22 protein-coding genes are annotated in these 24916 nt (G+C 36.1%); 8 read left to right on the top strand and 14 right to left on the bottom strand.

Annotation, left to right across the window (positions count from 1 at the left end; genetic code table 11):
* From BXY82_RS00960 to BXY82_RS00940, 5 genes are all read right to left on the bottom strand, one after another.
* On the bottom strand, positions 1-204 hold the full coding sequence (locus tag BXY82_RS00960; RefSeq protein WP_133756314.1) for a membrane or secreted protein: 204 nt from the start codon (positions 202-204) through the stop codon (positions 1-3).
* Between the two features lie 128 nt (positions 205-332).
* A complete protein-coding gene (locus BXY82_RS00955; protein ID WP_133756313.1) occupies positions 333-1136 on the bottom strand; it encodes an anti-sigma factor in 804 nt (267 codons plus the stop codon).
* A gap of 13 nt (positions 1137-1149) precedes the next feature.
* Positions 1150-1680, bottom strand: a complete 531-nt coding sequence (locus BXY82_RS00950; protein ID WP_133756312.1) for an RNA polymerase sigma factor — start codon at positions 1678-1680, stop codon at positions 1150-1152.
* Positions 1681-1909: 229 nt separating this feature from the next.
* Complete coding sequence (gene murB / locus BXY82_RS00945; RefSeq protein WP_133756311.1) at positions 1910-2923, bottom strand: UDP-N-acetylmuramate dehydrogenase; 1014 nt, start codon at positions 2921-2923, stop codon at positions 1910-1912.
* Positions 2923-4116: a pyridoxal phosphate-dependent aminotransferase gene (locus tag BXY82_RS00940; protein ID WP_133756310.1), complete on the bottom strand. Its 1194-nt coding sequence runs from the start codon at positions 4114-4116 to the stop codon at positions 2923-2925. The genes murB and BXY82_RS00940 overlap by 1 nt, the downstream gene beginning before the upstream one ends.
* Before the next feature lie 120 nt (positions 4117-4236).
* On the opposite strand from BXY82_RS00940, the gene BXY82_RS00935 reads away from it, so the two are divergent.
* Positions 4237-5550, top strand: a complete 1314-nt coding sequence (locus tag BXY82_RS00935) for an aspartyl protease family protein (RefSeq protein WP_133756309.1) — start codon at positions 4237-4239, stop codon at positions 5548-5550.
* Positions 5551-5598: 48 nt separating this feature from the next.
* On the opposite strand, the gene BXY82_RS00930 is transcribed toward BXY82_RS00935, so the two are convergent.
* The gene (locus tag BXY82_RS00930) at positions 5599-6024 is read right to left on the bottom strand and encodes a DUF1573 domain-containing protein (RefSeq protein ID WP_133757381.1); all 426 of its coding nucleotides are present in this window, start codon (positions 6022-6024) and stop codon (positions 5599-5601) included.
* Between the two features lie 196 nt (positions 6025-6220).
* Between BXY82_RS00930 and BXY82_RS00925 the strand changes: the two genes are divergently transcribed.
* On the top strand, positions 6221-8851 hold the full coding sequence (locus BXY82_RS00925) for a valine--tRNA ligase (RefSeq protein ID WP_133756308.1): 2631 nt from the start codon (positions 6221-6223) through the stop codon (positions 8849-8851).
* A 121-nt stretch (positions 8852-8972) separates the two neighbouring features.
* Here BXY82_RS00925 and rodA read toward each other — a convergent pair whose 3' ends face one another.
* From rodA to purH, 5 genes are all read right to left on the bottom strand, one after another.
* Entirely contained in the window at positions 8973-10196 is a 1224-nt protein-coding gene (gene rodA, locus BXY82_RS00920; RefSeq protein ID WP_243835645.1) for a rod shape-determining protein RodA, read from the bottom strand.
* Between the two features lie 57 nt (positions 10197-10253).
* Complete coding sequence (mrdA, locus tag BXY82_RS00915; protein WP_133756306.1) at positions 10254-12197, bottom strand: penicillin-binding protein 2; 1944 nt, start codon at positions 12195-12197, stop codon at positions 10254-10256.
* 495 nt (positions 12198-12692) lie between these two features.
* Complete coding sequence (mreC, locus tag BXY82_RS00905) at positions 12693-13514, bottom strand: rod shape-determining protein MreC (protein ID WP_133756304.1); 822 nt, start codon at positions 13512-13514, stop codon at positions 12693-12695.
* 9 nt (positions 13515-13523) lie between these two features.
* Positions 13524-14552 carry a rod shape-determining protein gene (locus tag BXY82_RS00900; protein ID WP_133756303.1) on the bottom strand — a complete coding sequence of 343 codons (1029 nt, stop codon included), beginning with the start codon at positions 14550-14552 and terminating at the stop codon, positions 13524-13526.
* Positions 14553-14737: 185 nt separating this feature from the next.
* Positions 14738-16267, bottom strand: coding sequence for a bifunctional phosphoribosylaminoimidazolecarboxamide formyltransferase/IMP cyclohydrolase (purH, locus tag BXY82_RS00895; RefSeq protein ID WP_133756302.1), 1530 nt, complete (start codon positions 16265-16267; stop codon positions 14738-14740).
* Between the two features lie 204 nt (positions 16268-16471).
* Between purH and BXY82_RS00890 the strand changes: the two genes are divergently transcribed.
* Positions 16472-17722 (top strand): ABC transporter permease, encoded by a 1251-nt coding sequence (locus BXY82_RS00890; protein WP_133756301.1) that lies wholly within the window; start codon positions 16472-16474, stop codon positions 17720-17722.
* 89 nt (positions 17723-17811) lie between these two features.
* Here BXY82_RS00890 and BXY82_RS00885 read toward each other — a convergent pair whose 3' ends face one another.
* Positions 17812-18270, bottom strand: coding sequence for a GAF domain-containing protein (locus tag BXY82_RS00885; RefSeq protein ID WP_133756300.1), 459 nt, complete (start codon positions 18268-18270; stop codon positions 17812-17814).
* 91 nt (positions 18271-18361) lie between these two features.
* Between BXY82_RS00885 and xrtF the strand changes: the two genes are divergently transcribed.
* From xrtF to BXY82_RS00860, 5 genes are all read left to right on the top strand, one after another.
* Positions 18362-18910: an exosortase family protein XrtF gene (gene xrtF / locus BXY82_RS00880; protein ID WP_133756299.1), complete on the top strand. Its 549-nt coding sequence runs from the start codon at positions 18362-18364 to the stop codon at positions 18908-18910.
* Entirely contained in the window at positions 18903-19334 is a 432-nt protein-coding gene (locus BXY82_RS00875) for an exosortase F system-associated membrane protein (protein WP_133756298.1), read from the top strand. Before xrtF ends, BXY82_RS00875 begins: the two co-directional genes overlap by 8 nt.
* A gap of 56 nt (positions 19335-19390) precedes the next feature.
* Positions 19391-19798, top strand: a complete 408-nt coding sequence (locus tag BXY82_RS00870) for an HYC_CC_PP family protein (protein ID WP_133756297.1) — start codon at positions 19391-19393, stop codon at positions 19796-19798.
* A 171-nt stretch (positions 19799-19969) separates the two neighbouring features.
* Positions 19970-22222 (top strand): TonB-dependent receptor plug domain-containing protein, encoded by a 2253-nt coding sequence (locus BXY82_RS00865; RefSeq protein ID WP_133756296.1) that lies wholly within the window; start codon positions 19970-19972, stop codon positions 22220-22222.
* 8 nt (positions 22223-22230) lie between these two features.
* Positions 22231-22593, top strand: a complete 363-nt coding sequence (locus BXY82_RS00860; RefSeq protein ID WP_133756295.1) for a heavy-metal-associated domain-containing protein — start codon at positions 22231-22233, stop codon at positions 22591-22593.
* Between the two features lie 295 nt (positions 22594-22888).
* Here the strand turns inward: BXY82_RS00860 and groL are convergent, their stop codons facing one another.
* Entirely contained in the window at positions 22889-24517 is a 1629-nt protein-coding gene (gene groL / locus BXY82_RS00855; protein ID WP_133756294.1) for a chaperonin GroEL, read from the bottom strand.
* A gap of 94 nt (positions 24518-24611) precedes the next feature.
* A complete protein-coding gene (gene groES / locus BXY82_RS00850; RefSeq protein ID WP_133756293.1) occupies positions 24612-24887 on the bottom strand; it encodes a co-chaperone GroES in 276 nt (91 codons plus the stop codon).
* Positions 24888-24916: the final 29 nt, after the last annotated feature.

The following is a 24916-nucleotide window of genomic DNA, read 5'->3' as shown; positions in this document are numbered from 1 at the left end:
TTATGAATGTTGAGGTTCATTACAGTTGTCAAATTGATCTGGAGATTTTCCACAGAACCCGCAAGCTTCTCCCTCTTTATTGAGCATAGGGTTTTGACTTGCACAGGTGCCGGCAAATTTTCCGTCTTTTTTCGCCCAGATTTTAATGGCTATACCAGCAACACCAAGGCCTAATAGAATTAATGTGATGAGTAAAAGTTTCATGCGACTAGAATTTATGCAAAGATAATGCTTTTAAATAATTTTATGGACAATAACGACAAGAGATCAAAAGGAATAAAGACAAAAAAACCATCCTTTTGGATGGTTTTCAAATTTATTGGTAAAAATTTTTATTTATTGTTCTTTAAGACAATTTCAGCAACTGAGTTTTCTGCATTGGCAGTACTCAATTGTGCTCCGGATTTGGGCTCTATTGTAATGCTTAAACCAAGTGCGTTTTCCATATAAGGAATGGTCTTAAGTTTACGCTCAGATTCATCCAAGATGCCTAGATTTACCATTCTGTCCTGAAGTTCAGCCCAAATTTGATAAGATTGGTCTTCAGGTAATTTAGGAAGCGACACCACATCAATCATTGATGTTTTATCAACAGCATTAATATAGGCTACCGTTTTTAAATTTTTTGCTCTAGAGTTTCCTCTTAATACATATTTCTCAGTTTCAGGATTGTTCAACTTCATAAATTGAAGCATCACATTTTCTAACTTATTGTTATTTTCTTCAATATCACTTCTCAGGTCAAAAATTTCATCAACTACCACTTGGTTTTCATGGCTTAAGGATATATTTTTTTCATACAGGAAAAACGCTGTGCTAGCAAATACAAACGCGATTATGCTAGCTGCAATGCTATACCACGGCGTACGTCTTTGTGCTACGGGAGTCATTTGTACCACTGGTGTTTCCTTAGAAATCTCCTTAAGCACATCATTCAATATGTACTTAGGGGCTTCTACAGTACTTGCTTTAGCTAAAATTTCGAGATTCTCTTGAAGCCGTTCATATTCTGACGCCACCTCCGGAAATTCAGCAATATAGCTTTCAACTTCTAAATTTTCATCTAAAGTTGTGGTCCCCAAGATATAGCTATCTAAAAGGCCCGATTCCATAAAATGTTGTAATTTTTTTTCCATTATTTCTAACTTTTTAATGGTCAAAAAGTTTTCGTAAATCTCTTAAACCAATTTTCAACCTCGACTTAATTGTGCCTAGCGGAATGTCTAGTTCATCACTAGCCTCTTGTTGCGTCATGCCCTCGAAAAACAAGGCATTAAGAACAACTTGGTATTTTTCATCCAGTTTAGTTACATGGTCCTTTAAATCAATGACATCCTGATTTAAACTTGCAGTTGGTAAAATATATACGTTGGATTTGTCAATTTGGACTTCTTTTTCGAAACGATTATTAAAACTTCTTAATTTATCAATTGCAGTATTTCGCGCAATTCTATAAAGCCAAGTAAATAGTCGAGCCTTTTTTGAATCATATTTTTTTGAATTTTTCCAAATCTTTATAAAGCTCTCTTGCAGAGCATCTTGAGCAATTTCTTCATTGTTTGTAATCTTTAATATAACACCATATAGGCTATCGGAATAATTTTCATAAAGTAAATTAAGCGCAGCCTTGTCTCCTTTTTCAAGAAGCTCTACAATATGTTCTTCTAATGAATAGCTCAAAAGTTAAAATTTAATTCAATGTGAGGTTAATAAAGTCTAAATACGCGTTTTGATCGTATATCAACTATATGGTGGTAAAATTACAAATAAACTGCTTTATAATTATAATATAGTTTTTATATCTGTAGGGTTTAATTTTCTTCTTAATAAGGAATTTGATTAATAGCTTTTTCAATTTACACTACAGAGATTATCTAAAGGCTTCAACTTTAATGGTTGAAGCCTTTTTTTATATGATATTGACTTCTGTCTCTATGGTGATCCCGAAAATTTGCAGAATTGTTTTTTGTATGAGTTTAGCCAATGCATAAATGTCTTCGCCTTTAGCGTTCCCATAATTAACCAAAACCAAGGCTTGTTTTTTATGAACGCCATAGTTCCCAAAAGTTTTGCCTTTAAAGCCTGATTTTTCAATTAACCAACCTGCCGGAACCTTAACTTGGTTTGCAGATATACTATAACTTGGGATGTCTGGAAAATTGATTTTGAGTTTTTCGAAATGACTTTTAGTGATGATTGGGTTTTTAAAAAAACTACCACTGTTACCTATTTCTTTTGGGTTTGGTAGCTTGCTTTCACGAATGCCAATCACTGCCTTTGAAATATCATGAATAGTAGGTGTTTTCACTTCCATAGCTTCTAATTCTGAGGTAATGGCACCATAATCTATATGCAATTGATGGTTGTTGGTCGTTAATTTAAATGTGGCGCTTACAATGACATAATTATTTTTCTGGTCTTGTTTAAATACAGATTCGCGATAATCAAATTGACATTGTGCATTCGTAAAGGTTTCAATTGTTTTTGTCTTTATGTTTAAAGCCTCACAAGAGACGAGTGAATCTTTAATTTCCACGCCATAGGCTCCAATATTCTGTATGGGAGCAGTACCTACATTACCTGGAATTAAGGATAGATTCTCAATGCCACCAAAATTATGTGCCAAACACCACACTACGAATTCATGCCAATTTTCTCCTGCACTGGCTTTAACCAACACATGATCTTTCTGATGTTCAATTATTTCAATGCCTTTTAAGGCCACCTGAATTACTAAACAATCCAAATCTTTCGTGAGCAGCATATTACTGCCGCCACCAAGGATGAATTTGTTAGGATACGCCTCTAAGCTAAGTGCTTTTATGAGGTCTTGGATACATTCGACTTTTGTAAAATACGATGCTCGAGCATCCAAACCAAACGTATTATAGGGTTTAAGCGATATGTCTTTTTGTATGGTCACTAGCTGTTTGGGTATACTTTTAGAGCTTCTTTTAAAATATGAACCGCTTTAATCAAACTTTCTTCGTTAAGCACATAAGCAATTCTAATTTGGTTGAGTCCAACTTCTGGAGTTGAATAAAAACCTGCAGCCGGAGCCACCATAACCGTTTCCTTTTCGTACGCATAGCTTTCTAATAACCATTGTGCAAAATGATCGGCGCTTTTTATAGGCAATTCCACAATACAATAAAAGGCACCTTTTGGTTCTGCAATTTTGAGACCGTCAATTTTCTTTAATTCCCTAATAAGGGTGTTCCTTCTTTTGACATATTCTACAATAACATCATCAAAATAGCTTTGCGGCGTATTTAAGGCGGCCTCACTAGCAATCTGTGCCAGAGTTGGAGGGCTCAATCGTGCTTGTGCAAATTTTAATGCCGTTTGTATGACTGCGTTATTACGAGAGACGAAATAACCAATTCTAGCACCACACATACTATAGCGCTTTGAAACTGAATCAATCATAATGGCGTGGTCTTCTAAACCTTCCTCCTGCATAATAGAATAGAATTCATTTCCATCATACACAAATTCTCTGTAAACTTCATCAGCTATTAGGAAAAGATCATGTTTTTTTACAAGCGTAGCCAATTGCTTAATTTCCTCTCTTGAGTAAAGATATCCTGTTGGATTACCAGGGTTACAAATTAAAATAGCTTTCGTTTTTTCTGTAATGAGCTGTTCAAATTTTTCTATTGGAGGTAAGGCAAAATTATTCTCAATTTTAGATATTACAGGTACTACAGTAATGTCTGAAGCTGTCGTAAAGCCATTATAGTTAGCATAAAAAGGTTCTGGTATGATGATCTCATCGCCAGAATCCATGACACTTCCAAAAGCAAATAACAAGGCTTCACTACCGCCAGTAGTTACTATAATATCTTTATGGCTTACATTAATATCATTTTTTGCATAATACTGTGCAATTTTTTTTCGGTATTCTTCAGAACCTTCTGACCGTGTGTATGCCAAAATATCTAAAGAATGCACTTTTACAGCATCTAGCGCAACATCTGGGGTTTTAATATCAGGTTGTCCTATATTTAAATGATAAACCGTTTTTCCTTCTTTATAAGCTTGTTCAGCGTAGGGTACTAACTTTCTAATAGGAGATGAAGGCATCAATTGCCCTTTTTGTGAAATTTTTGGCATGTGAATCAAATTTAAGGGGTAAAGTTCTGAAAATAATCTCAAAGATTTTTGAAATTATCCATGTAAAAATGGAAACTAAAGTTAAAGAATTGTAAATTGGTAGAACGCTGCCATTTATATATGCTTAAAAGACTCTTAATAGCGACAGTTTTTCTGTTTTTTTGCGATATCGCCTTCTCGCAAAGTAGTTTTATCCTGTCCCGATCAGAACGGACTAAAATTCACTTCCAGTTAATAGATAATCTCATTATAATTCCTGTAGAAATCAATGGTGTAACCCTTTCTTTTCTACTAGATACAGGGGTGAGTAAACCCATATTGTTCAATATAATTGATTCAGCCGATTCGCTAAAACTAAAGAACCTTGAAACAATTTATTTGCGAGGCTTGGGTGATGGGGATTACGTTGTGGCGTTAAAATCAGAAAAGAACCTGTTTAAAATAGGAGACGCCATTAACGTGAATCAGGATGTTTATATTATTACAGATGAGTCTATCAATTTTACGTCCAGGCTAGGGGTGCAAGTGCATGGGATTATTGGGTATGATATTTTCAAAGATTTTATTGTGGAGATCAACTATAGTGCTAAGTATATTAGGTTGAACAATCCTAAAACATATACTTATAAAAAATGTAGTAAATGTGAAACTATTGCACTTACCTTAGTGAATAACAAACCCTATATTGATGCCTCCGTAACTACTAATGGAAATGTAGTTCCTGTAAAACTTTTGATGGATTCAGGGGGTAGTGATGCCTTATGGCTTTTTGAAAATGATTCGTTGGGATTGGTGCCCGATAAGGATAAATATTTTATGGACTATTTGGGCAAGGGGTTAAGTGGTAGTGTGTATGGCAAACGTTCTAAATTAGATCAATTTTCCATTAACAGTTTTCATCTTAATAATTTAAACGTAGCTTATCCAGATTCCGCAGCCGTCAGTTTTGCGAGAAAATTTAAAGAACGCAGCGGGAGTATGTCGGGCGAACTATTAAAGCGTTTCAATATTATTATGGATTATGGCAATACCAAAGTCACTTTTAAAAAGAACAAACATTTCAAATCGTCCTTTTCATATGATAAAAGTGGAATTGTTTTAGAGCAAGCCGGCAGCAGGATAATAAAGGAGCGTCAGAATAGCGGCAAGATAAAAGCAGATGAAACGGTTGGTATAATGGTAGTTGAAACGTACAAATACCAATTAAAACCAGCTTTCAAAATTGCAGAGTTAAGACCAAACTCTCCTGCAGAAAATGCGGGTTTAATGATAGGGGATGTGATTATTTCCGTAAATAGACGGGAGGTGCATTCTATGAAATTACAGGAAGTTAACGCATTTTTCAGGGGCAGTGAAGGGAAATTCATCAAACTTGTAGTTGATAGGAATGGGGTTATAATGACCTTTCGCTTTAAATTGGTGAGTTTATTGTAAAAAAAGCCCTTATCATAAGGGCTTTTATAGTGTGTTGTAATGAACCAATTACTGTTGCATTACACTTTTATCTTTTTTGTCTAACAAACTTGTTTTGTTAGGATCAATTACCTCACCTTTTATTTTGAGAGCTACAGTTGGAGTCTCGGCATTAGAGATAACCGTAATAGTTTTTCTTATCGGATTTACAAGTTGTGTATTGTACTTCACTTGAATCTCACCGGTATCACCTGGAAGAATTGGAGCTTCCGGTTTTTTAGGTATTGTACATCCACAAGTAGACGTCACCCTAGATATAATTAAAGGCGCATTACCTGTATTGGTAAATTCAAAAACACGCACACCGTCAGCACCTTTTTCTATAGTACCGTAATCAATTACATCAGTTTTGAACTCGATTTTTGCTACTTTGGTTTGTGCAAAGGCAGAAACACTTAGCATTCCTACAAATAAAATTGCAAATAAATTTTTCATCATTTTATATTTAAATTGATAGTGTCAAAATTACTTACTTTAAATCGTTTCGCAAAATAAATTAGACGTACGACATATATCTGTCTTAATTAGACGTCAAATTTCGTCTTAATAAATGTTTCTATAATTTCACGAAAACAGAAATATAAGTAACTTTGCCTGTTATTATATAGATATACAAAAACAGTACCAAAGTATGACAATCCCAACAAAATACAGCGCCTCTAGCGTAGAAGATAAATGGTATTCCTATTGGATGGAGCATCAGTATTTTAAGTCCGTACCAGACGAGCGTGAACCTTATACTATTGTGATCCCTCCTCCAAATGTTACGGGCGTACTGCATATGGGGCATATGCTTAACAATACCATTCAGGACGTACTTATCCGTAGAGCGCGTTTACAGGGTAAGAATGCCTGTTGGGTACCTGGTACAGATCACGCGTCCATAGCAACAGAAGCTAAGGTTGTAGCCAAATTAAAGGAACAAGGGATTGATAAAAATAAATTATCCCGTGAAGAGTTTTTAAGTCACGCGTGGGATTGGACTCATGAGTATGGTGGGGTTATTCTCGAGCAATTAAAAAAATTGGGTTGTTCTTGCGATTGGGACCGTACAAAGTTCACAATGGATGACGCTATGAGTGAATCGGTCATTAAAGTTTTTGTCGATTTGTACAACAAAGGGTTGATTTATCGTGGCTATCGCATGGTTAATTGGGATCCTGAAGCTAAAACTACGTTGTCAGATGAAGAGGTAATCCATATTGAACGTACTGACAAATTGTACTATGTAAATTACCGTATTGAAAATCAGGACGATTTTATAACCATTGCGACCACTCGTCCTGAAACTATATTGGGCGATACTGCGGTGTGCGTGAATCCTAATGATGAACGTTTTCAACATCTCATTGGCAAAAACGTGATTGTGCCAATTTGCAATAGAATTGTACCCATAATTGCAGATGATTATGTGGATATGGAATTTGGTACAGGCTGTTTAAAAATCACGCCTGCACATGACGTCAACGATAAAGAGATTGGAGACCGGCACGGTTTAGAAGTAGTAGATATCTTAAATGATGATGCTACGTTAAATAGTTTTGGTTTACATCATCAGGGTAAAGATAGGGTTGTAGCGCGAAAAGATGTGACCCAGGAGTTGAAAGATTTAGGTATTCTTTCAAAAACTGAAGATATTACACATAAAGTTGGAACAAGTGAGCGTACTAAGGCGGTTATAGAGCCGCGACTATCTGATCAGTGGTTTTTGAAAATGGAAGATCTTGCAAAACCGGCTATTAAAGCAGTTTTGGAAGATGAAGAAGTGAAGTTATTCCCAAAACGATTTAACAATACTTACCGTCATTGGATGGAGAACATTCGCGATTGGAATATTTCACGTCAATTATTGTGGGGACAACAAATACCCGCCTATTTCTATGGCGATGGGAAAGAGGACTTTGTGGTAGCTGAGTGTCTGGAAGACGCTGTATTGTTGGCGCAGGAAAAATCGAAAAATCCCAAGCTTACCACAGCTGATTTAACTCAAGATAAAGATGCACTAGACACCTGGTTTTCTTCCTGGTTGTGGCCAATAAGTGTATTTGATGGCATTCGAAATCCTGACAATCCTGAAATTGAATATTATTACCCAACGAATGATTTAGTAACCGGACCGGATATTCTCTTTTTCTGGGTGGCTCGAATGGTAATTGCAGGTTATGAGTTTAGGGATGAAAAACCATTTGAAAACGTTTACCTCACCGGATTGGTACGTGATAAACAACGTCGTAAAATGAGTAAATCCCTAGGGAATTCTCCTGATGCAATAAAATTGATTGAAGATTATGGTGCTGATGGCGTGCGCGTAGGATTACTGTTGAGTTCTGCCGCCGGTAATGATTTAATGTTTGATGAAGATTTATGTAATCAGGGAAAAGGCTTTGCGAATAAAATATGGAATGCATTCAGGCTCGTTAAAGGGTGGGAGGTTGCAGAAATAGAACAGCCAAAAGCGTCTAAAATTGCGGTAGATTGGTATCAATCCAGATTCCAACAGGCCTTGGTTGAAATTGAAGATCATTATAGCAAATACAGGCTGTCCGATGCACTTATGGGCATTTATAAATTAATATGGGATGATTTCTGTTCTTGGTTGTTAGAGATGATCAAACCCGAATACCAACAGCCTATAGATTCAGTAACATTTAAAAGTGTCATAGATCTTTTTGAGGCCAATTTAAAGCTATTGCATCCTTTTATGCCTTTCTTAACTGAAGAAATTTGGCATTTTATAGCGGATAGAACTCCAGAAGATGCTTTGATTGTTGCAACATATCCAACAATTAAAACATTTGATAAACAATTGATCTCCGATTTTGAAGTGGTCAAAGAAGTTGTTTCTGGCATTAGAACAATAAGAAAAGATAAGAATATTTCGTTTAAGGATAGTATTGAATTATCATTTATTAATAACGAGAAGTTGTCTGAGCATTATAATGTAGTGATACAAAAAATGGGAAACATTTCCCAAATGGCGTCAGTTAATGAGACCGTGGATGGTGCATTGAGTTTCAGGGTTCAATCAAATGAATATTTTATCCCAATTTCAGGAGCTATTAATGTTGAAGAGGAGATTAAAAAATTAAACGATGAATTGAATTATACGGAAGGCTTCTTAAAATCAGTCCAAAAAAAGTTGGCTAATGAGCGTTTTGTAAACAATGCACCAGCCCAGGTATTGCAAAATGAACGCAATAAAGAAGCTGATGCATTAGCTAAAATTGAAACCATTAAATCAAGTTTGTCGAGTTTAAATTAGTGGAACTTGTTATTCTGTAACTTAGAAAACCTGTCTGACCTAGACAGGTTTTCTTATGTTGTGCGGTACTGCATAATAAGGGGTCACATTATAACCTAAACTTTCTAAAAACACCAGAATGTTACCACTCGTTGATCCGGTTGGAATCGAGCTTAATAAATATAAAGAGAAGGATGGTGTAGGCCCAAAGCCCAGATCCGCCATAACTGAAAAAGGGCAGCGGAATCCCGATAGTCGGGATTAATCCCATTACCATCCCAACATTGATCAAAAAATGGATAAATAAAATGGAGGCTACACAATAGCCGTATACCCGGCTAAAGGTCGATTTCTGTAACTCGGCTAAGTATAATATACGTAACAGGAGCCCTACAAATAAAATGACCACTAGCGCGCTCCCCAAGAAGCCCCATTCCTCTCCAACTGTACTGAAAATATAATCAGTATGTTGTTCTGGTACAAATTTTCCGGTAGTTCGTGTGCCTTGTAAAAACCCCTTTCCTGTCAATCCTCCAGAACTGATGGCTTTTTCAGACTCGTTGAGGTTGTAAAGTATGGTTTGTTTCATTTCTAGAAGCTTTACCGGGTCTTTTTCCAATCGTAACCATAAACTAATTCTATCTTTTTGATGTGGTTGGAGTATGGAATTATAAAAATACTTTACACCAAATGATACGGCCACACATAATATTACTGCAGCAATTGGTTGAATGAGCTGTGGACGTTTTCTCTGGCCGAAAAAATGATAGCCGAAAATCACCAGTGCGGCTACTGAACTTGCAATAACTACATTAAATTTAAGAGCTAAAACCGATAATCCTATTAAAAACACGGCAATGACAAGATATATTTGTTGCAATCCTTCTCGATAAAACACAAAAAAGAAGGCGGCATAGACAACTGTACTCCCTGCATCATTTTGTAATAGAATAAGAATAGCTGGTAATATTATAAGCGCCATGGTTTTGGCCTGATCTTTAAACGTTTTCATATTGGTTTGTAGATCACTCATGTATTTTGCAACCGCCAATGAGGTCGCAAATTTTGCAAACTCACTAGGCTGAAGGGTCATACCGCCTATCCCATACCAAGCTGTAGCGCCATTAACGTTCTTTCCAAATATAAAAAGTCCTATTAATGAGAGGATTGACAGGGCGTAAATAATACTCGCAAAACGTTCATAAAATTTTGCGTCTAAAGCTAGAATTAGGATAATAAGAACTATTGTGAATAAGATAAAAATAGATTGCTTTCCGTAGGGTTGACTCATATCGAAATAATTTTCGATATCTCCAACATGTGAAGCCGACATGATATTTAGCCAACCAAAGAATACAAGAAGCATGAATATAATGATTGTAAGCCAATCAAAATTTAATAGTTTATATTCTCTTTGCATTAGTTACTGGTTAAATGACGATGTTCTTGTGCTACTAGGGTTTACCACAGTATCCTTAGTTATTTTATCTATAACTTGTAAGGAGGACTGTCTATTGATTCCAAATTCTTTGCCTGAATACGGTTTTGCATACTCATTTTCTAAGCTATGGGTTAAAATCCAATTTTCCATAGAAGTCATGGTAACCTCTCCTTTAATGTATTTTTCAATCATTAAACTTGCAATTCGTCCTGCAAATCGGCTTCCCCAATACCCGTTTTCCACAAAAACAGCAATTGCAATTTTTGGATTGTCTTTAGGTGCAAAAGCCACAAATATTGAATGATCTGTAAGTTGTGTACGTTTGCCGTCTATCTTCATAAAGTTTTCAGCTGTTCCTGTTTTACCGCAAATTTCAATTCCAGGAACCTGAAGGCTGTATGCGGTTCCGGTATTATAAACATCAAACATGCCTTGTACTACGGGCTCAAAATGCTCTTTGTCAATAGTGGTATAATTACGTGTCGTAAATTTCTCGTCTATAGATTCCCCTTCAATACTTTTGATAATATGAGGGGTATAATAATAGCCACGATTAGCAATGGCTGCTACCATGTTTGCCAATTGAATCGGGGTAGTTTCAACTTCACCCTGCCCAATGGAGTTGGAAATGTTATATGTTGAGGACCAGCGATTTTTGCCATACCATTTGTCATAAAAATCGGCATCAGGAATACGTCCTTTGTTTCCAATTTTAAGGTCATAGCCTAAATAATCTCCAAGACCAAAACTTTTCACGTGGTTGCTCCACACATCCATGCCTTCCGATGGTTTGTCATACTTATCAATAATACGTCTATAAACATTTACAAAATAAGCATTGCAGGATTGTGCAATACCCTGGTTCATTGCTAAAGGGCTAACGTGACTATGACAGCCAGTTAAACGTCTGTTACCTAAATAATACCCATGTCTACAGGAAAATTGATCCTGTGGAGTCACCACGTTTTCCTGAAGTCCGATCAACGCACTTAATACTTTAAAAGGCGACCCTGGTGGATATTGGGCTTTTAAACTTCTATCAAATAGTGGTTTTGCAATCGTATCCGTATACAGTTTAGAAAAATTTCTCGAACGTTGTCGTCCCACCAATAGGTTAGGATTGTAGGACGGCGCTGTAACCATAGAAATAATTTCGCCAGAGCTCGGTTCTATTGCAATAATACCTCCGTGCTTATGACGCATTAAGAGCTCGCCATATTCTTGAAGTTCAGAGTCAATGGTAATGCTAATGTCCTTACCAGCTTGGGGCAGCGTATCATAAATGCCTTCTTTGTACGGCCCTATATCTCTATTAAAGCGGTCCTTCTGAATAAATTTTATACCTTTTACCCCTCGAAGCACTTCTTCATAAGATAATTCGACACCTTGTTTTCCAATCAAATCGCCGCTTTTATAATAGGGATCGTTTTCAATAATATAATTGTTTACTTCTCCAATATCACCTAAAACATTTGCGCCAATAGTAGTCTGGTAATCCCTTAAGGATCGTTTTTGAATATAAAACCCTTCATATTTTCTAATTTTCTCCTGTAAAACCGCATATTCCATTCTAGAGAGTTGTGGAATAAATACTGAAGGCAAACGGGGCGAATAGCGATATGCTTTCTCATAAAATTTTATAAAATCGTCCTTCGTAATTTTTAAAAGGTTACAGAATTCTAGAGTATCTAAAGGTTTTACTTCCCGCGGAATAAACATCACATCATATGATGGTTGATTGGCGACCAGTAATTTGCCATGACGGTCATATATATAACCGCGTTTTGGGTAGTCGTATACCTTTCGTATGGCATTATCTTCATACAAGCTATACGGATCTTCATTATAAACCTGAAGATAAAATAAGCGTGCAATAAAAATAAAACCTACAACAACAATAACAGTAAGGAGTAATAATTTTCTCATTTACGTTTTTGACTAAAAAGTATTGTGATTATCAAACATAGGAGTATAGTGAAAATCCCTGAGAATAACGTTTTTTGAAGTATTAAAAGTATTTTAGAAATGTTAAAGATTTCTAAGGAAAACATAATGAAATGATGGATAAAAATCAACGCAGAAAAATAGGTTAGCTTACTTCCAAAATCAATTTGGTTGAATTTGATTGACTGATAATCATACACCGTTCCAAATGAGAATTTTAAAAAGACAGGTCTTATATACGCTATAGTTACACAGGCTGCAGCATGTACACCACCAGAATCAGAAAATATATCCACACAAAGTCCAAGTAGGAATCCTAAAAACACGAATAACGTACGATTGTTATTTGCTGGAAATAAAATGATAAATAGAATGTAGATATAGGGATTGATATACCCCATAAAATTAATGTGATTGAAGATCAAAACCTGTATTAAAATCAAAACCACAAACCTAACGGACATATTTAATATTACCTTAGTCATTCTTCGGTTTTTGTAGCGATTTAATTTCGGCAGCTTGCAAATTCTCAATCACATAGACATGGCCAATATTGGTCATGTCATTAAAAAGCTTAACGTTAACCACGTAACTATCACCTCCATTGTCAATCTTAAAGGAGTTTACCGTGCCAATTAATACTCCTTTTGGGAAAATAGTAGACTGGCCACCAGTAATGATAGTATCTCCAATGTTGAGTGGTGCAAATTTGGATATATCAATCAATTGCGCAAATTCAGCTGATTCTGTGTTCCAAACCAAGGACCCAATGTGGTTGGTTTTTTTAAGTTGTGCGTTGATGCGGCTACGTGTGTTTAAAATAGATAGCACTGATGAAAAGTTCTGTGAGGTATTCTCTACGATGCCCACAATTCCTTTTGAGGTAACAACGCCAAAATCGACCTTTATACTGTCTTTTTTTCCTTTATTTATAGTAAGATAATTGGTGGTTTGAGAGTAACTATTTTTATAAACTTGAGCAGTCCTGAACTTATAGCTCGGGTTGAGCTTAAAATTTTCTAGTTCAAGACGGGTCGTGTCAAGATCTAAATTATATACTATGGTTTTCAACATCCGGTTTTCTTCCAATAATGCCTTATTTTCATCGGCTAAATTAAAATATTGACCAATGCCATTAGCAACTTGATACACCCCTCCTGTAACCATATTGGACGAGTTGATAAACTTACTTTTATGATAAGAATGGGACTGAATGGTAAAAAATAACGACAGACCAAAAAGCAACAAAAACACTAGGAAGGTTTTGTTCCGAAGTACAAAGTTTATGATTTGTTGCATCTGGGCTTACTATTTAATCAATATGCTTTTGAATTTTGGAAGATTTTTCAATACAATTCCTGTACCTCTAACCACAGCTCTTAAAGGATCTTCAGCTATATATACTGGCAAATCGGTTTTCTGGGATAAACGTTTATCCAAGCCTCTCAGCATAGATCCTCCACCAGCTAAATAAATACCTGTATTGTAAATGTCTGCGGCCAATTCAGGTGGGGTTTGAGATAAGGTTTCCATTACTGAATCTTCAATACGCAAAATGGATTTATCAAGTGCCTTCGCAATTTCGCGATACGAAATTTGAACTTGCTTAGGTTTACCAGTCAGTAAATCACGTCCTTGAACGCTCATTTCTTCTGGTGGTAATTCTAAATCTTCAGTAGCAGCACCAATTTGAATTTTAATTTTTTCAGCGGTACGCTCACCCACATATAAGTTATGTTGGGTACGCATATAATATACGATGTCATTTGTAAAAACATCGCCGGCAACCTTAACCGATTTATCACAAACAATACCACCCAATGCAATTACTGCAATTTCTGTAGTACCACCACCTATGTCCACAATCATATTTCCTTTAGGCTGCATAATGTCTATACCAATACCTATTGCAGCGGCCATTGGCTCATGGATCAAATAGACTTCTTTACCATTAACCCGCTCACACGATTCTTTTACCGCGCGCATTTCTACTTCTGTTATGCCTGATGGGATACATACCACCATACGCAAAGCTGGTGTAAAAAGTTTCTTTTTTAATGCAGGAATATTTTTGATAAACAAACTGATCATTTGCTCTGATGCATCAAAATCAGCAATTACGCCATCTTTTAATGGGCGTATTGTTTTTATGTTTTCGTGTGTTTTTCCTTGCATCATATTGGCTTCTTGGCCAACAGCAATTATTTTTCCAGAAATACGGTCTCTTGCAACTATTGATGGACTATCAACAACAACTTTGTCGTTGTGAATAATTAAGGTGTTTGCGGTTCCTAAGTCAATGGCTATTTCTTCTGTCAAGAAATCAAAAAATCCCATGTGCTATTATTGATTGTATTAGTTGATATTAGATTGATTGTCAATATTGATGTAAATGTAATAAAAGATCATAAATATCAACGATTTTTATTATATACGAGTTTTTTTAGGTTTTAGTTGAGCGTAAGCGAAATTTATTCTGATAAAATCATCACGTAAAATCTGATGGGTTAAAAGGCTTCAGATTAATGTTTAAAATGACGTATCCCGGTAAATACCATAGCCACATTATTTTCATTACAATATGCAATGCTCAATTCGTCTTTAATAGAGCCTCCTGGTTGAATAACGGCAGTAACGCCAGCATCCTTAGCAATTTCTACACAATCTGGAAACGGAAAAAAGGCATCACTAGCCATCACTGCGCCCTTCAAATCAAAATTAAAGGATTGTGCTTTATGAATTGCTTGGTTAAGGGCGTCCACACGACTTGTTTGTCCGGTTCCGCTAGCACATAATTGTTTGTTTTTTGCCAATACGATGGTGTTGGATTTGGTATGCTTGCATATTTTAGAAGCAAATATCAAGTCTTCTAACTCGTTTTGAGTTGGTTTATTGTTGGTAGCGTAACTTAAATCTGTCAATGCATCTGTTTTATTGTCTTTATCTTGCACCAATACACCGTTTAAGCATGTTCTTACTGTGGTTTGTGGAAGTACAACATCCTTTTGTACTAAAAGAATTCTGTTTTTCTTACCCTCTAAAATACGTTGTGCGTCTGCTGAAAAAGAAGGTGCAATAACCACTTCACAAAACAAACTGTGAATTTCCTCAGCTGTCGCTTTGTCAATTTCAGTATTTGCAATTAAGATACCACCAAAAGCTGACACAGGGTCACCTGCCAAAGCATCTATATATGCTTGGTGAAGTGTATCTCTTTGAGCAAACCCGCAGGCGTTATTATGTTTTAAGATTGCAAAAGTTGGTGCTTCGCCTTTAAATTCATTCATTAAATTTACTGCAGCATCAACATCTAAAAGATTATTGTAACTTAATTCTTTTCCATGAAGTTGGGTGAACATCGCTTCAAAATCACCATAAAAAAATCCTTTTTGATGTGGGTTCTCACCATAACGCAATGCTTTTCCATTGGTTTCGCTGATTTTAAATACAGTTTCTTCTTGGTTGCTATTGAAGTAATTAAAGATTGCGGTATCGTAATGGGATGATACATTAAAGGCTTTACCTGCAAAACGTTTACGATCTTCTTCTGACGTTTCTCCGTTTTTAGATTTTAGTAATTCCAAAAACTCATTATAATCGTCCATTGAGGACACACATACGACATCTGCATAATTTTTGGCAGCAGCTCTTATCAATGAAATTCCACCAATGTCAATTTTTTCAATAATATCTTCATGACTGGAGCCTGAAGCAACGGTTTTTTCAAAAGGGTATAAGTCTACAATGACCAAATCAATTTGTGGAATGGAATACTCTTCCAATTCTTTTACATCTTGAGTATTGCTCTGACGATTTAATATTCCTCCAAAAACCTTAGGGTGTAAAGTTTTTACACGCCCACCTAGAATAGAAGGGTAAGACGTTACTTCTTCTACTGGAACAACCTCAATACCTAAATCTTTAATGTATTTTTCAGTGCCACCAGTAGAATATATTGTTACTCCTAATTGGTTTAATTGTTTTACAATAGGTTCTAGTCCGTCTTTGCTAAAAACAGAAATTAAGGCAGATGAAATGGTTTTGTTTTGCATGGTGTTGTGTGTCTAGTTTGGCTTTGTTTACAATAAAAGCGATGGAATTATTTAATTTTGGTAAAATATGTATTTTGAAGCGCAAAAGTACAATTTATCAGAGACATTTTCGAGTAACAAGCAGCAGTTTATTTGTGTTTTTTGTAACAAAAAATTGTTGAGAACGTCCTATCTTTAAATTTGTTCTAAAACCATCCATCATCAATGTTGCTCTACTTACGCTTATTTAAAGAAAGTTTCTCATTTGCACTAAATGCGCTTACTAACAATAAGCTACGTACCTTTTTGTCACTCTTAGGGGTAACTATTGGTATTTTTTCGATTATTGCAGTGTTGGCCGCGGTAGATTCTTTAGACAGGAATATTCAAGACCAACTTTCAGGATTGGATAAAAACACCATGTACTTGACCAAATTTTCATTTGGACCTACGGATGTTCCCCGCTGGCAACGTGACAATTTTCCGCAAACCGAATATGACGATTTTGATTTTATTAGAAGAAATGTGCCGGATATAGAGGCTTCTGCCTATGTGATTTTTGGAAGTCCACAAACAGTAAAGTATGAATCAGAAACTATCTCGGGAGTGGATATCAATCCTGTATCCAATGAAATTTATGATATAGAAAGTATTAAAATTGAAGAGGGCCGTTTTTATTCAGAATCCGAATCCATAAATGGATCTCCCGTTATCGTCTTAGGGCATGCCGTTGCCGAAAACTTATTTGGTAATATGAACCCTATAGGTAAACAAATAAGAGTTTACGGCAGGAAATTGACGGTGATCGGAGTCATGAAAAAAATGGGGGCAGGATTGGGCGGCAGTCCTGATAATAAGGGCTATGTGCCGGCTAATTTTGTTCGTCGTTTTCAAACAGGTGGGGTAAATGGAATTCCTGGAGCTGTAATTATAAAGCCAGAAAGCAATGTGGATATAGGTGCTTTCGAAGAGGTTTTAAAACAGAAATTTAGAGCTTATAGAGGATTGAAAGCCGGCGAACCGGATAATTTCTTTGTAAATAAAATGTCCGGTTTTACTGATGCCATTGATGGAATTATTGGCACGATGAATTTAATGGGATGGATTATTAGTGGTTTTTCGTTATTAGTGGGTGGTTTTGGTATTGCCAACATTATGTTTGTAAGTGTAAAGGAGCGAACCAATCTGATTGGAATTCAAAAATCATTAGGCGCTAAAAATAGATTTATTCTTTTCCAGTTTTTATTTGAAGCTGTAATATTGGCTGTCATTGGAGGTCTTGTCGGACTGTTCTTTGTGTGGATTGTATCATTGATTGCCTCACAATTTACCGGAGATTTTGAGTTTGTGCTGTCTGCCGGCAATATGTTTTTAGGTTTTGTTCTGTCAACAATTATCGGACTGGTATCTGGGGTTATTCCTGCTATCTCGGCATCTAAATTAGATCCTGTAGAAGCTATTAGAACTGGTATGTAGATGGAATTTAAAGCCTGCTAAAAAAATAAAATCCAAATTCCCATAACATCTTGTAACTACGGGAACTTGGATTTTTTTTATGTTGAAATTTAGATAAGCATAGTAGAGACTTCCGCGCATACAAATTCTAAAAAGCGCTCGTCCTGTGCTGTGAATGGGTCTGGCGTATTAGAATCAATATCAATTTGGCCTATGTTTTCGCCATTGACAAAAATAGGTACCACTATCTCGGCCTTTACGGTTATGCTGCAGGCAATGTAATTATCTTGTGCAGTAACATCCGGTACTACAAAGTTTTGATTGCTGACCGCTACTTGACCACAAATACCCTTTCCAAACGGAATAATCGTATGATCTGTTGGAGCACCAACATATGGGCCTAGTTTTAGTTCTTCTTTTTCACCATTTCTAAAATAAAATCCAACCCAATTATAATAAGGCACATGAGATTCCAAAACCTCACAGATAGAAAATAAACGCGCATCCACGCTGTCTGATGTATTCGATATGATGGTAAGTATTTGTGGTTTAAGCTGCTCTAAATTCATTGTTTAAAAGTTTTGGTAAAAGTATCTAAAATGCCCGTCATCAATTCTTCTTTTTGTATATTTTTAACACGCAAAATACAAACGGCTACTTTTGAAGGAATTGGTAACAAAATACAAATCTGTAATTAAGTTCATCCTGACTTTTTTACTGGTTTATGGTACCTTAACTTTTGCCTATAAATTTTATTTAGATAGTGCCAACTTTAATAACCATCCGGATTATCTCACCCACTTGGTGGCAAAACAAACTGATGTGTTATTAGAAAATTTGGGCTACGACTCTGCAATTCAGAAACATCCTGATGAACCTTCCATGAAGCTTATAATTAATAATAAATATGTAGCAAGGGTAGTAGAGGGGTGCAATTCTATAAGTGTACTTATATTATTCGGTTCTTTCGTGATTGCCTTTGCGGGGAAATTCAAAACTACATTTTTATATATTTTGGCAGGAAGCGTATTGCTGTATGTTGTAAATCTATTTAGAATTGTGATTTTATCCATAGGGCTTTACCATTATCCATGGCGTAGTGAAGAGTTGCATACGGTAATCTTCCCTTTAATTATATATGGAATGGTTTTTTTACTATGGATGTTTTGGGTGAATAGATTTTCTAATTTAACGAGGGTAGATGACTAAGGTGCTTAAATTAGTATTATTGTTGCTGCTTTTCGGGTTGTTAGTCCTAATTCGTGCCTTTGAACATGAATTGTTTTATGATCCCTATCTCACCTTTTTTAAGAATGATTACCTCTATATTGATAACCCGCGTCGGGAAATTTTTAAACTGACTTTATTTACAACATTGAGATTCTTTCTCAATTCGATAATCTCATTGGGCATAATTTACCTCTTTTTTGAGGATAGGAATGTGATAAAGTTTTCAGCTATTATATATGTCTTGGCATTTGTAGTACTTTTAGTCTTGTATCTCTATTTCGTAATAAATCCTAAAAAGGAAGATTATTATATTTTCTTCAATATTAGACGGTTTTTAATCCAACCGTTGCTCTTGCTTTTGTTATTGCCTGCTTTCTATTATAATCAATTGAAATCTCATTAAAATATGCTTTTTCGAATTTTCTTGGTATACGTGCAATATTTTGTAATTTTGCCGCGATGAAGCATAAAATCATTCATAAAATTTTTTCAACAGTACTAACAGTTTTAGTACTGTTATCTACAGTCTCGTTTACTTTAGAAAAGCATTTCTGTGGGGAAGTTCTGATTGATGTTGCTGTTTTCTCTCACCCTGAATCCTGCGGGAGCAATTTACCAGACGGTACAGATATTGTCGAGCAGCATTGTTGTAAGGACGTAGTTGAAATTTTGAAAGGTCAAGATCAATTAAAGAAAACGTCTTTTGAAGAGCTGAGTTATGCGCAACAATTTGTTGCAACCTATTTACACTCTGGTTATACAACCTTTTTGGAAAGAATACCTCAGCTTGTTGTCCCACACAATGATTATACTCCACCTATTTTGGTCTTCGATATTCATATTCGTGACCAAGTCTTCATTATTTGATTTTTTCGGTTAAGGTAGACAAACCCGTCTACAGTCTCTTAGTACCAGCTTTTAGCATGCCGACTTCAATGTTTTTGATATTTGAAACATATGTTACATTATAGATGTGCTACAATGGTATTTAAGTTTTGTCCATAACACCCAAAAATTCAATCTTATAACATTATAATAATGAAAAATATATTATATCTCACTTTTCTTCTTCCTGTACTTATATTTTCTCAGGAAAAAATTGACGGTGTCATCTCTGAATTGTCGGATCAAAAAAAGATAGTGCCACTTGCGGGAGCCAATGTATATTGGTTAGATTCAACAATTGGCGTTATTACCGACATTGACGGGAAATTCAGAATTCCGTACCAGGATGATTATTCCAAATTAGTCATTAGTTATGTGGGATACAAAACAGATACAATTACCGTCAACACCCTAAAGTTTATTAAGCATACGCTCCAAGCCACTGGCGAACTTAACGAAATTACCCTTACCTCTCGCAATCAAGCAACTTCTAAATCGTATTTGCAATCGGCAAATGTGATGTTTGTAAGTAGTGAAGAATTACTTAAAGCGGCCTGTTGTAACCTGTCGGAAAGTTTCGAAACCAATCCTTCCATTGATGTAAATTTTGCGGACGCGGTAACAGGAACACGACAGATTAAGATGTTGGGCTTAACCAGTCCTTATATTTTAATAACCTCAGAGAATATTCCAACCATACGTGGTGCATCTCAAGCTTACGGACTGAGTTTTACACCAGGCACATGGGTAGAAAGTATTCAAATTACTAAAGGTGCGGGGAGCGTGGTGAACGGTTTCGAAAGCATTGCTGGCCAAATTAATACGGAGCTTGTCAAACCCACAACTGATAACAGACTTTTTGTTAATTTGTATGGGGCAAGTAATGAACGTATGGAAGCAAATGTACATTTAAACACAAAGATTAGTGATCAATGGAGTACAGGCTTTTATATTCATGGAAATACACAGAATCAAACACATGATGTTAATGACGACGGATTTATGGATATGCCAAAATATAATCAAATTAATGTCCTGAACCGTTGGCAGTATACTAATGCAGAAAAGGGTTTTGTAAGTTTTATTAACCTCGGTTTTTTAGATGATAGCAAACATACAGGCCAAGTTAATTTTAATCCTAAAACAGATCGATTGACTACCAATGCATGGGGTAGTGAGATTAATACTAGAAGATTTGATGTGTCTTTAAAGTCTGGGTATGTTAATCCTGACATACCTTGGCAAACCCTCGGGTTTCAGTCGGCCTTTAGCAGTCATAAACAAGAGTCTTTTTTCGGATTGCGACAATACGATATTTTGCACAACAGTTTGTATCTTAACGCTATTTATAACACTATAATTAGCGACTCTAGACATAAGATTAAAACGGGCGTCAGTTATGCCTATGATTACTATGATGAATTGGTGCTCTCTGAAAATTTTGAACGCACAGAGAATTCAATAGGTGCCTTTGTGGAATACAATTTTGATAATTTGGATAACTTAAATTTAACGGCTGGGCTTCGCATTGATAACCATAATTTATTAGGAACTTTTGTAACCCCCAGATTGCATATGCGTTATACCCCTTGGGCAAAATCGGCCTTGCGGGCCTCGTTTGGTCGTGGAAAACGCAGCGCCAGTATTTTTGCAGAAAACCAGAACATATTTGCTACTTCCAGAACATTGATGATTAATGGAGCGGAACTTATGGGTGATGCTAAAGGTGCCTATGGTTTGGAGCCAGAGATTGCATGGAATTATGGCGTATCCTTTTTACAAGGATTCAACCTTTTTGGCAATAAAGCTGATGTAACACTAGATTACTATAGAACGGATTTCCAAAATCAAATTGTGGTCGATTTTGAGAACTCTCAACAGCTTAATTTCTATAATCTCGATGGTGAGAGTTATGCCAACAGTTTTCAAATAGAATTTAATTATAATGTTTTTGAAGGTTTTGATCTTAGAACAGCATACAAATTATATGATATTAAAACGCAATACAATTCAGGAAAGTTAGAGAAGCCGTTAACACCCCAACACCGTATATTCGGAAATATATCTTACCACACCAAGATTAAGGAAAACCTTGCGCAATGGAAATTTGATGCCACCTACAATTGGCTGGGAGAGCAACGTTTTTCATCAACAGCCCACAGCTCTATACAATACCGCTTACCCGAGTATTCAGAATCAGTAGGCACATTCAATCTTCAAATCACTAAGGTGTTTTCAGAAAAATTTGAAGTGTATTTAGGTGGCGAAAACATCACGGATGTACGACAGAATAATCCAATTTTGGGAGCGGATGATCCTTTTGGTGCAAATTTTGATACGACCTTTGTTTATGGGCCTATTTATGGCAGTATGTATTATGCGGGTTTACGATTTAAAATTAAATAAATAAAATTATGAAAAGAATAGTATTAGCAATCACATTATTAATTGGAACAGTTACCATGGCACAAAATAAAAATGCCAAAGCCACTATTGAAGTAGATGGTGTGTGTATGATGTGTAAAGAGCGCATCGAGAAAGCCGCCATTAAAGCGAAAGGTGTGAAAATTGCCAACTGGGATGTGAATACCCATGAATTGAAATTAATTTTTGATGAACGCAAAACAAGTTTAAAAGCCATACAACAAAGCATTGCTGAGGTTGGACATGACACCAAAGATGTTAAAGCGACGGACGAGGCTTATAACAGTTTGCATGCCTGTTGTTATTATAGAGATGAGGCTGTAAAAGACGATCATAAAAACGAGAAGCAATAATGTTTTAGTTAAATATTTACTAAGGAGAGAATAACGGTGCCTAAGTTGGTTGTAAATTTAGGATAGATTTTAAATCATAAATTATTATGGCACAATCTAATTTAGGTGGGAAACCACAAACGCCTAAGCCTGCGCAAAAGCAACCGGCAAAAAAGGCACCACAAGCTGCTCCTAAGAAGAAGTAGTTTGTAAAAACAGATTAACATTAGAACTGTTCAAGTAGATTTTTAAAAAAAGAAAACGCCTCAATGTCATTGAGGCGTTTTTTATTAAATGTAGTCTGATATTTTTTGAATTACATCATCCCTGGCATGCCGCCACCGCCCATAGGCATAGCTGGTGCATCTTCTTTAATGTCTACTAAAGCACATTCTGTGGTCAGGATCATTCCAGCAACTGAGGCAGCATTTTCTAATGCAATACGGGTTACTTTCTTAGGATCAATAATACCTGCCTTAAGCATGTCTACATAAGTTTCTGTTTTAGCATCAAAACCGAAGTCTTTTTTGCCTTCCATAACTTTAGACACAACCACACTTCCTTCGCCACCTGCATTTTCAACAATGGTACGTAAAGGGGCTTCAATAGTACGTGCTACAATTTGAACACCGGTTGTTTCATCTAAGTTATCAGTAGTCAACTTTTCTAAAACTGATTTGGCTCTTACAAGTGCAACACCACCACCAGCAACAATACCTTCTTCAACAGCGGCTCTTGTAGCATGTAGGGCATCATCAACACGGTCTTTCTTTTCTTTCATTTCAACTTCACTTGCTGCGCCCACATATAGTACGGCAACACCCCCAGCTAATTTAGCCAAACGTTCCTGAAGTTTTTCTTTATCATAGTCAGACGTTGTTGTTTCAATTTGCGCTTTAATTTGGTTAACTCGGGCTTTAATATCCTCAGCTTTACCCGCACCGTTTACTATGGTTGTGTTATCTTTATCGATAGTGATGGTTTCAGCAGTTCCTAACATGCTTAAATCAGCATTTTCCAATGAGAAACCTCTTTCTTCTGAAATAACAACACCACCGGTTAAAATTGCGATATCTTCTAACATTGCCTTACGTCTGTCGCCAAATCCTGGTGCTTTTACTGCAGCAATTTTTAATCCTCCACGTAATTTATTTACTACCAACGTAGCTAAGGCTTGACCTTCTACATCTTCAGCAATAATTAATAACGGGCGTCCAGATTGGGCTACAGGCTCTAAGATTGGAAGAATTTCTTGAAGATTAGAAATCTTTTTGTCAAATAATAAAACATATGGATTTTCTAAATCAGCAATCATTTTGTCGGCGTCTGTAACAAAGTAAGGGGATAAATATCCTCTGTCAAACTGCATTCCCTCTACTACATCCACATAGGTGTCCATGCCTTTTGCTTCTTCAACAGTAATAACACCCTCCTTGCCAACTTTACTAAATGCTTTTGCAATTAAGTCGCCAATAGTATCATCATTGTTTGCAGAGATAGATGCAACTTGTTTAATCATTTCTGAATCGCTACCTACTTTTTTGGATTGCTTTTCAAGATCTTTGACGATAGATTCAACCGCTTTGTCAATACCGCGTTTCAAATCCATTGGATTAGCGCCAGCAGCAACGTTTCTTAAACCTTCTTTTACAATAGCTTGGGCCAGAACAGTTGCGGTAGTCGTACCATCACCTGCTAAATCGTTGGTTCTAGAAGCAACTTCCTTAACCATTTGAGCACCCATGTTTTCTAGCGCATCCTCTAATTCTATTTCTTTTGCAACGGTAACACCATCTTTAGTCACCTGAGGCGCGCCAAATGATTTACCAATTATAACGTTACGACCTTTTGGGCCTAAGGTTACTTTTACTGCATTTGCCAATGCGTCCACACCACGTTTTAATCCGTCACGTGCTTCAATATCAAATTTTATATCTTTTGCCATAATTATAAATTTTTATAAAAACTTTTACTGTTTCAAATTTCAAATTCCAATACATAAATATTGGAGTTTGACGTACAATTTCTTTCCTATTTGATTAGATGATTGCTAGAACATCACTTTCACGCATGATTAAATAATCTTTGCCTTCAAGTTTCAATTCAGTTCCTGCATATTTTCCGTAAAGAACGGTTTCACCAACCTTTACAGTAATTGGATTTTTTTTAGTTCCAGCACCAACGGCAACAACTTTACCTTTTTGAGGTTTTTCTTTTGCGTTGTCCGGAATAATAATTCCTGAAGCTGTTTTTGTTTCAGCTTCTACAGGTTCAATAAGAACACGGTCTGCCAATGGTTTAATGTTTAATCCCATAGTTTTATTGTTGTTTTAGTCACGCCACG

The organism is Gelidibacter sediminis (assembly GCF_004364975.1).
In the GTDB taxonomy this organism is placed as follows: domain Bacteria; phylum Bacteroidota; class Bacteroidia; order Flavobacteriales; family Flavobacteriaceae; genus Gelidibacter; species Gelidibacter sediminis.
This window is presented reverse-complemented; position numbering and strand designations above follow the sequence as displayed.

What these genes read in the sequence shown, in the direction of transcription:
- mreC (WP_133756304.1), bottom strand. Translation starts at nt 13,514, where the DNA reads ATGCAACAAATCATAAACTTTGTACTTCGGAACAAAACCTTCCTAGTG.
- rodA (WP_243835645.1), bottom strand. Translation starts at nt 10,196, where the DNA reads ATGCTTCTTGTATTCTTTGGTTGGCTAAATATCATGTCGGCTTCACAT.
- BXY82_RS00940 (WP_133756310.1), bottom strand. Translation starts at nt 4,116, where the DNA reads ATGCCAAAAATTTCACAAAAAGGGCAATTGATGCCTTCATCTCCTATT.
- BXY82_RS00870 (WP_133756297.1), top strand. Translation starts at nt 19,391, where the DNA reads ATGAAGCATAAAATCATTCATAAAATTTTTTCAACAGTACTAACAGTT.
- BXY82_RS00925 (WP_133756308.1), top strand. Translation starts at nt 6,221, where the DNA reads ATGACAATCCCAACAAAATACAGCGCCTCTAGCGTAGAAGATAAATGG.
- BXY82_RS00885 (WP_133756300.1), bottom strand. Translation starts at nt 18,270, where the DNA reads ATGAATTTAGAGCAGCTTAAACCACAAATACTTACCATCATATCGAAT.
- BXY82_RS00900 (WP_133756303.1), bottom strand. Translation starts at nt 14,552, where the DNA reads ATGGGATTTTTTGATTTCTTGACAGAAGAAATAGCCATTGACTTAGGA.
- mrdA (WP_133756306.1), bottom strand. Translation starts at nt 12,197, where the DNA reads ATGAGAAAATTATTACTCCTTACTGTTATTGTTGTTGTAGGTTTTATT.
- BXY82_RS00930 (WP_133757381.1), bottom strand. Translation starts at nt 6,024, where the DNA reads ATGAAAAATTTATTTGCAATTTTATTTGTAGGAATGCTAAGTGTTTCT.
- BXY82_RS00960 (WP_133756314.1), bottom strand. Translation starts at nt 204, where the DNA reads ATGAAACTTTTACTCATCACATTAATTCTATTAGGCCTTGGTGTTGCT.
- BXY82_RS00890 (WP_133756301.1), top strand. Translation starts at nt 16,472, where the DNA reads ATGTTGCTCTACTTACGCTTATTTAAAGAAAGTTTCTCATTTGCACTA.
- BXY82_RS00860 (WP_133756295.1), top strand. Translation starts at nt 22,231, where the DNA reads ATGAAAAGAATAGTATTAGCAATCACATTATTAATTGGAACAGTTACC.
- BXY82_RS00935 (WP_133756309.1), top strand. Translation starts at nt 4,237, where the DNA reads ATGCTTAAAAGACTCTTAATAGCGACAGTTTTTCTGTTTTTTTGCGAT.
- BXY82_RS00865 (WP_133756296.1), top strand. Translation starts at nt 19,970, where the DNA reads ATGAAAAATATATTATATCTCACTTTTCTTCTTCCTGTACTTATATTT.
- groL (WP_133756294.1), bottom strand. Translation starts at nt 24,517, where the DNA reads ATGGCAAAAGATATAAAATTTGATATTGAAGCACGTGACGGATTAAAA.
- BXY82_RS00875 (WP_133756298.1), top strand. Translation starts at nt 18,903, where the DNA reads ATGACTAAGGTGCTTAAATTAGTATTATTGTTGCTGCTTTTCGGGTTG.
- groES (WP_133756293.1), bottom strand. Translation starts at nt 24,887, where the DNA reads ATGGGATTAAACATTAAACCATTGGCAGACCGTGTTCTTATTGAACCT.
- purH (WP_133756302.1), bottom strand. Translation starts at nt 16,267, where the DNA reads ATGCAAAACAAAACCATTTCATCTGCCTTAATTTCTGTTTTTAGCAAA.
- BXY82_RS00955 (WP_133756313.1), bottom strand. Translation starts at nt 1,136, where the DNA reads ATGGAAAAAAAATTACAACATTTTATGGAATCGGGCCTTTTAGATAGC.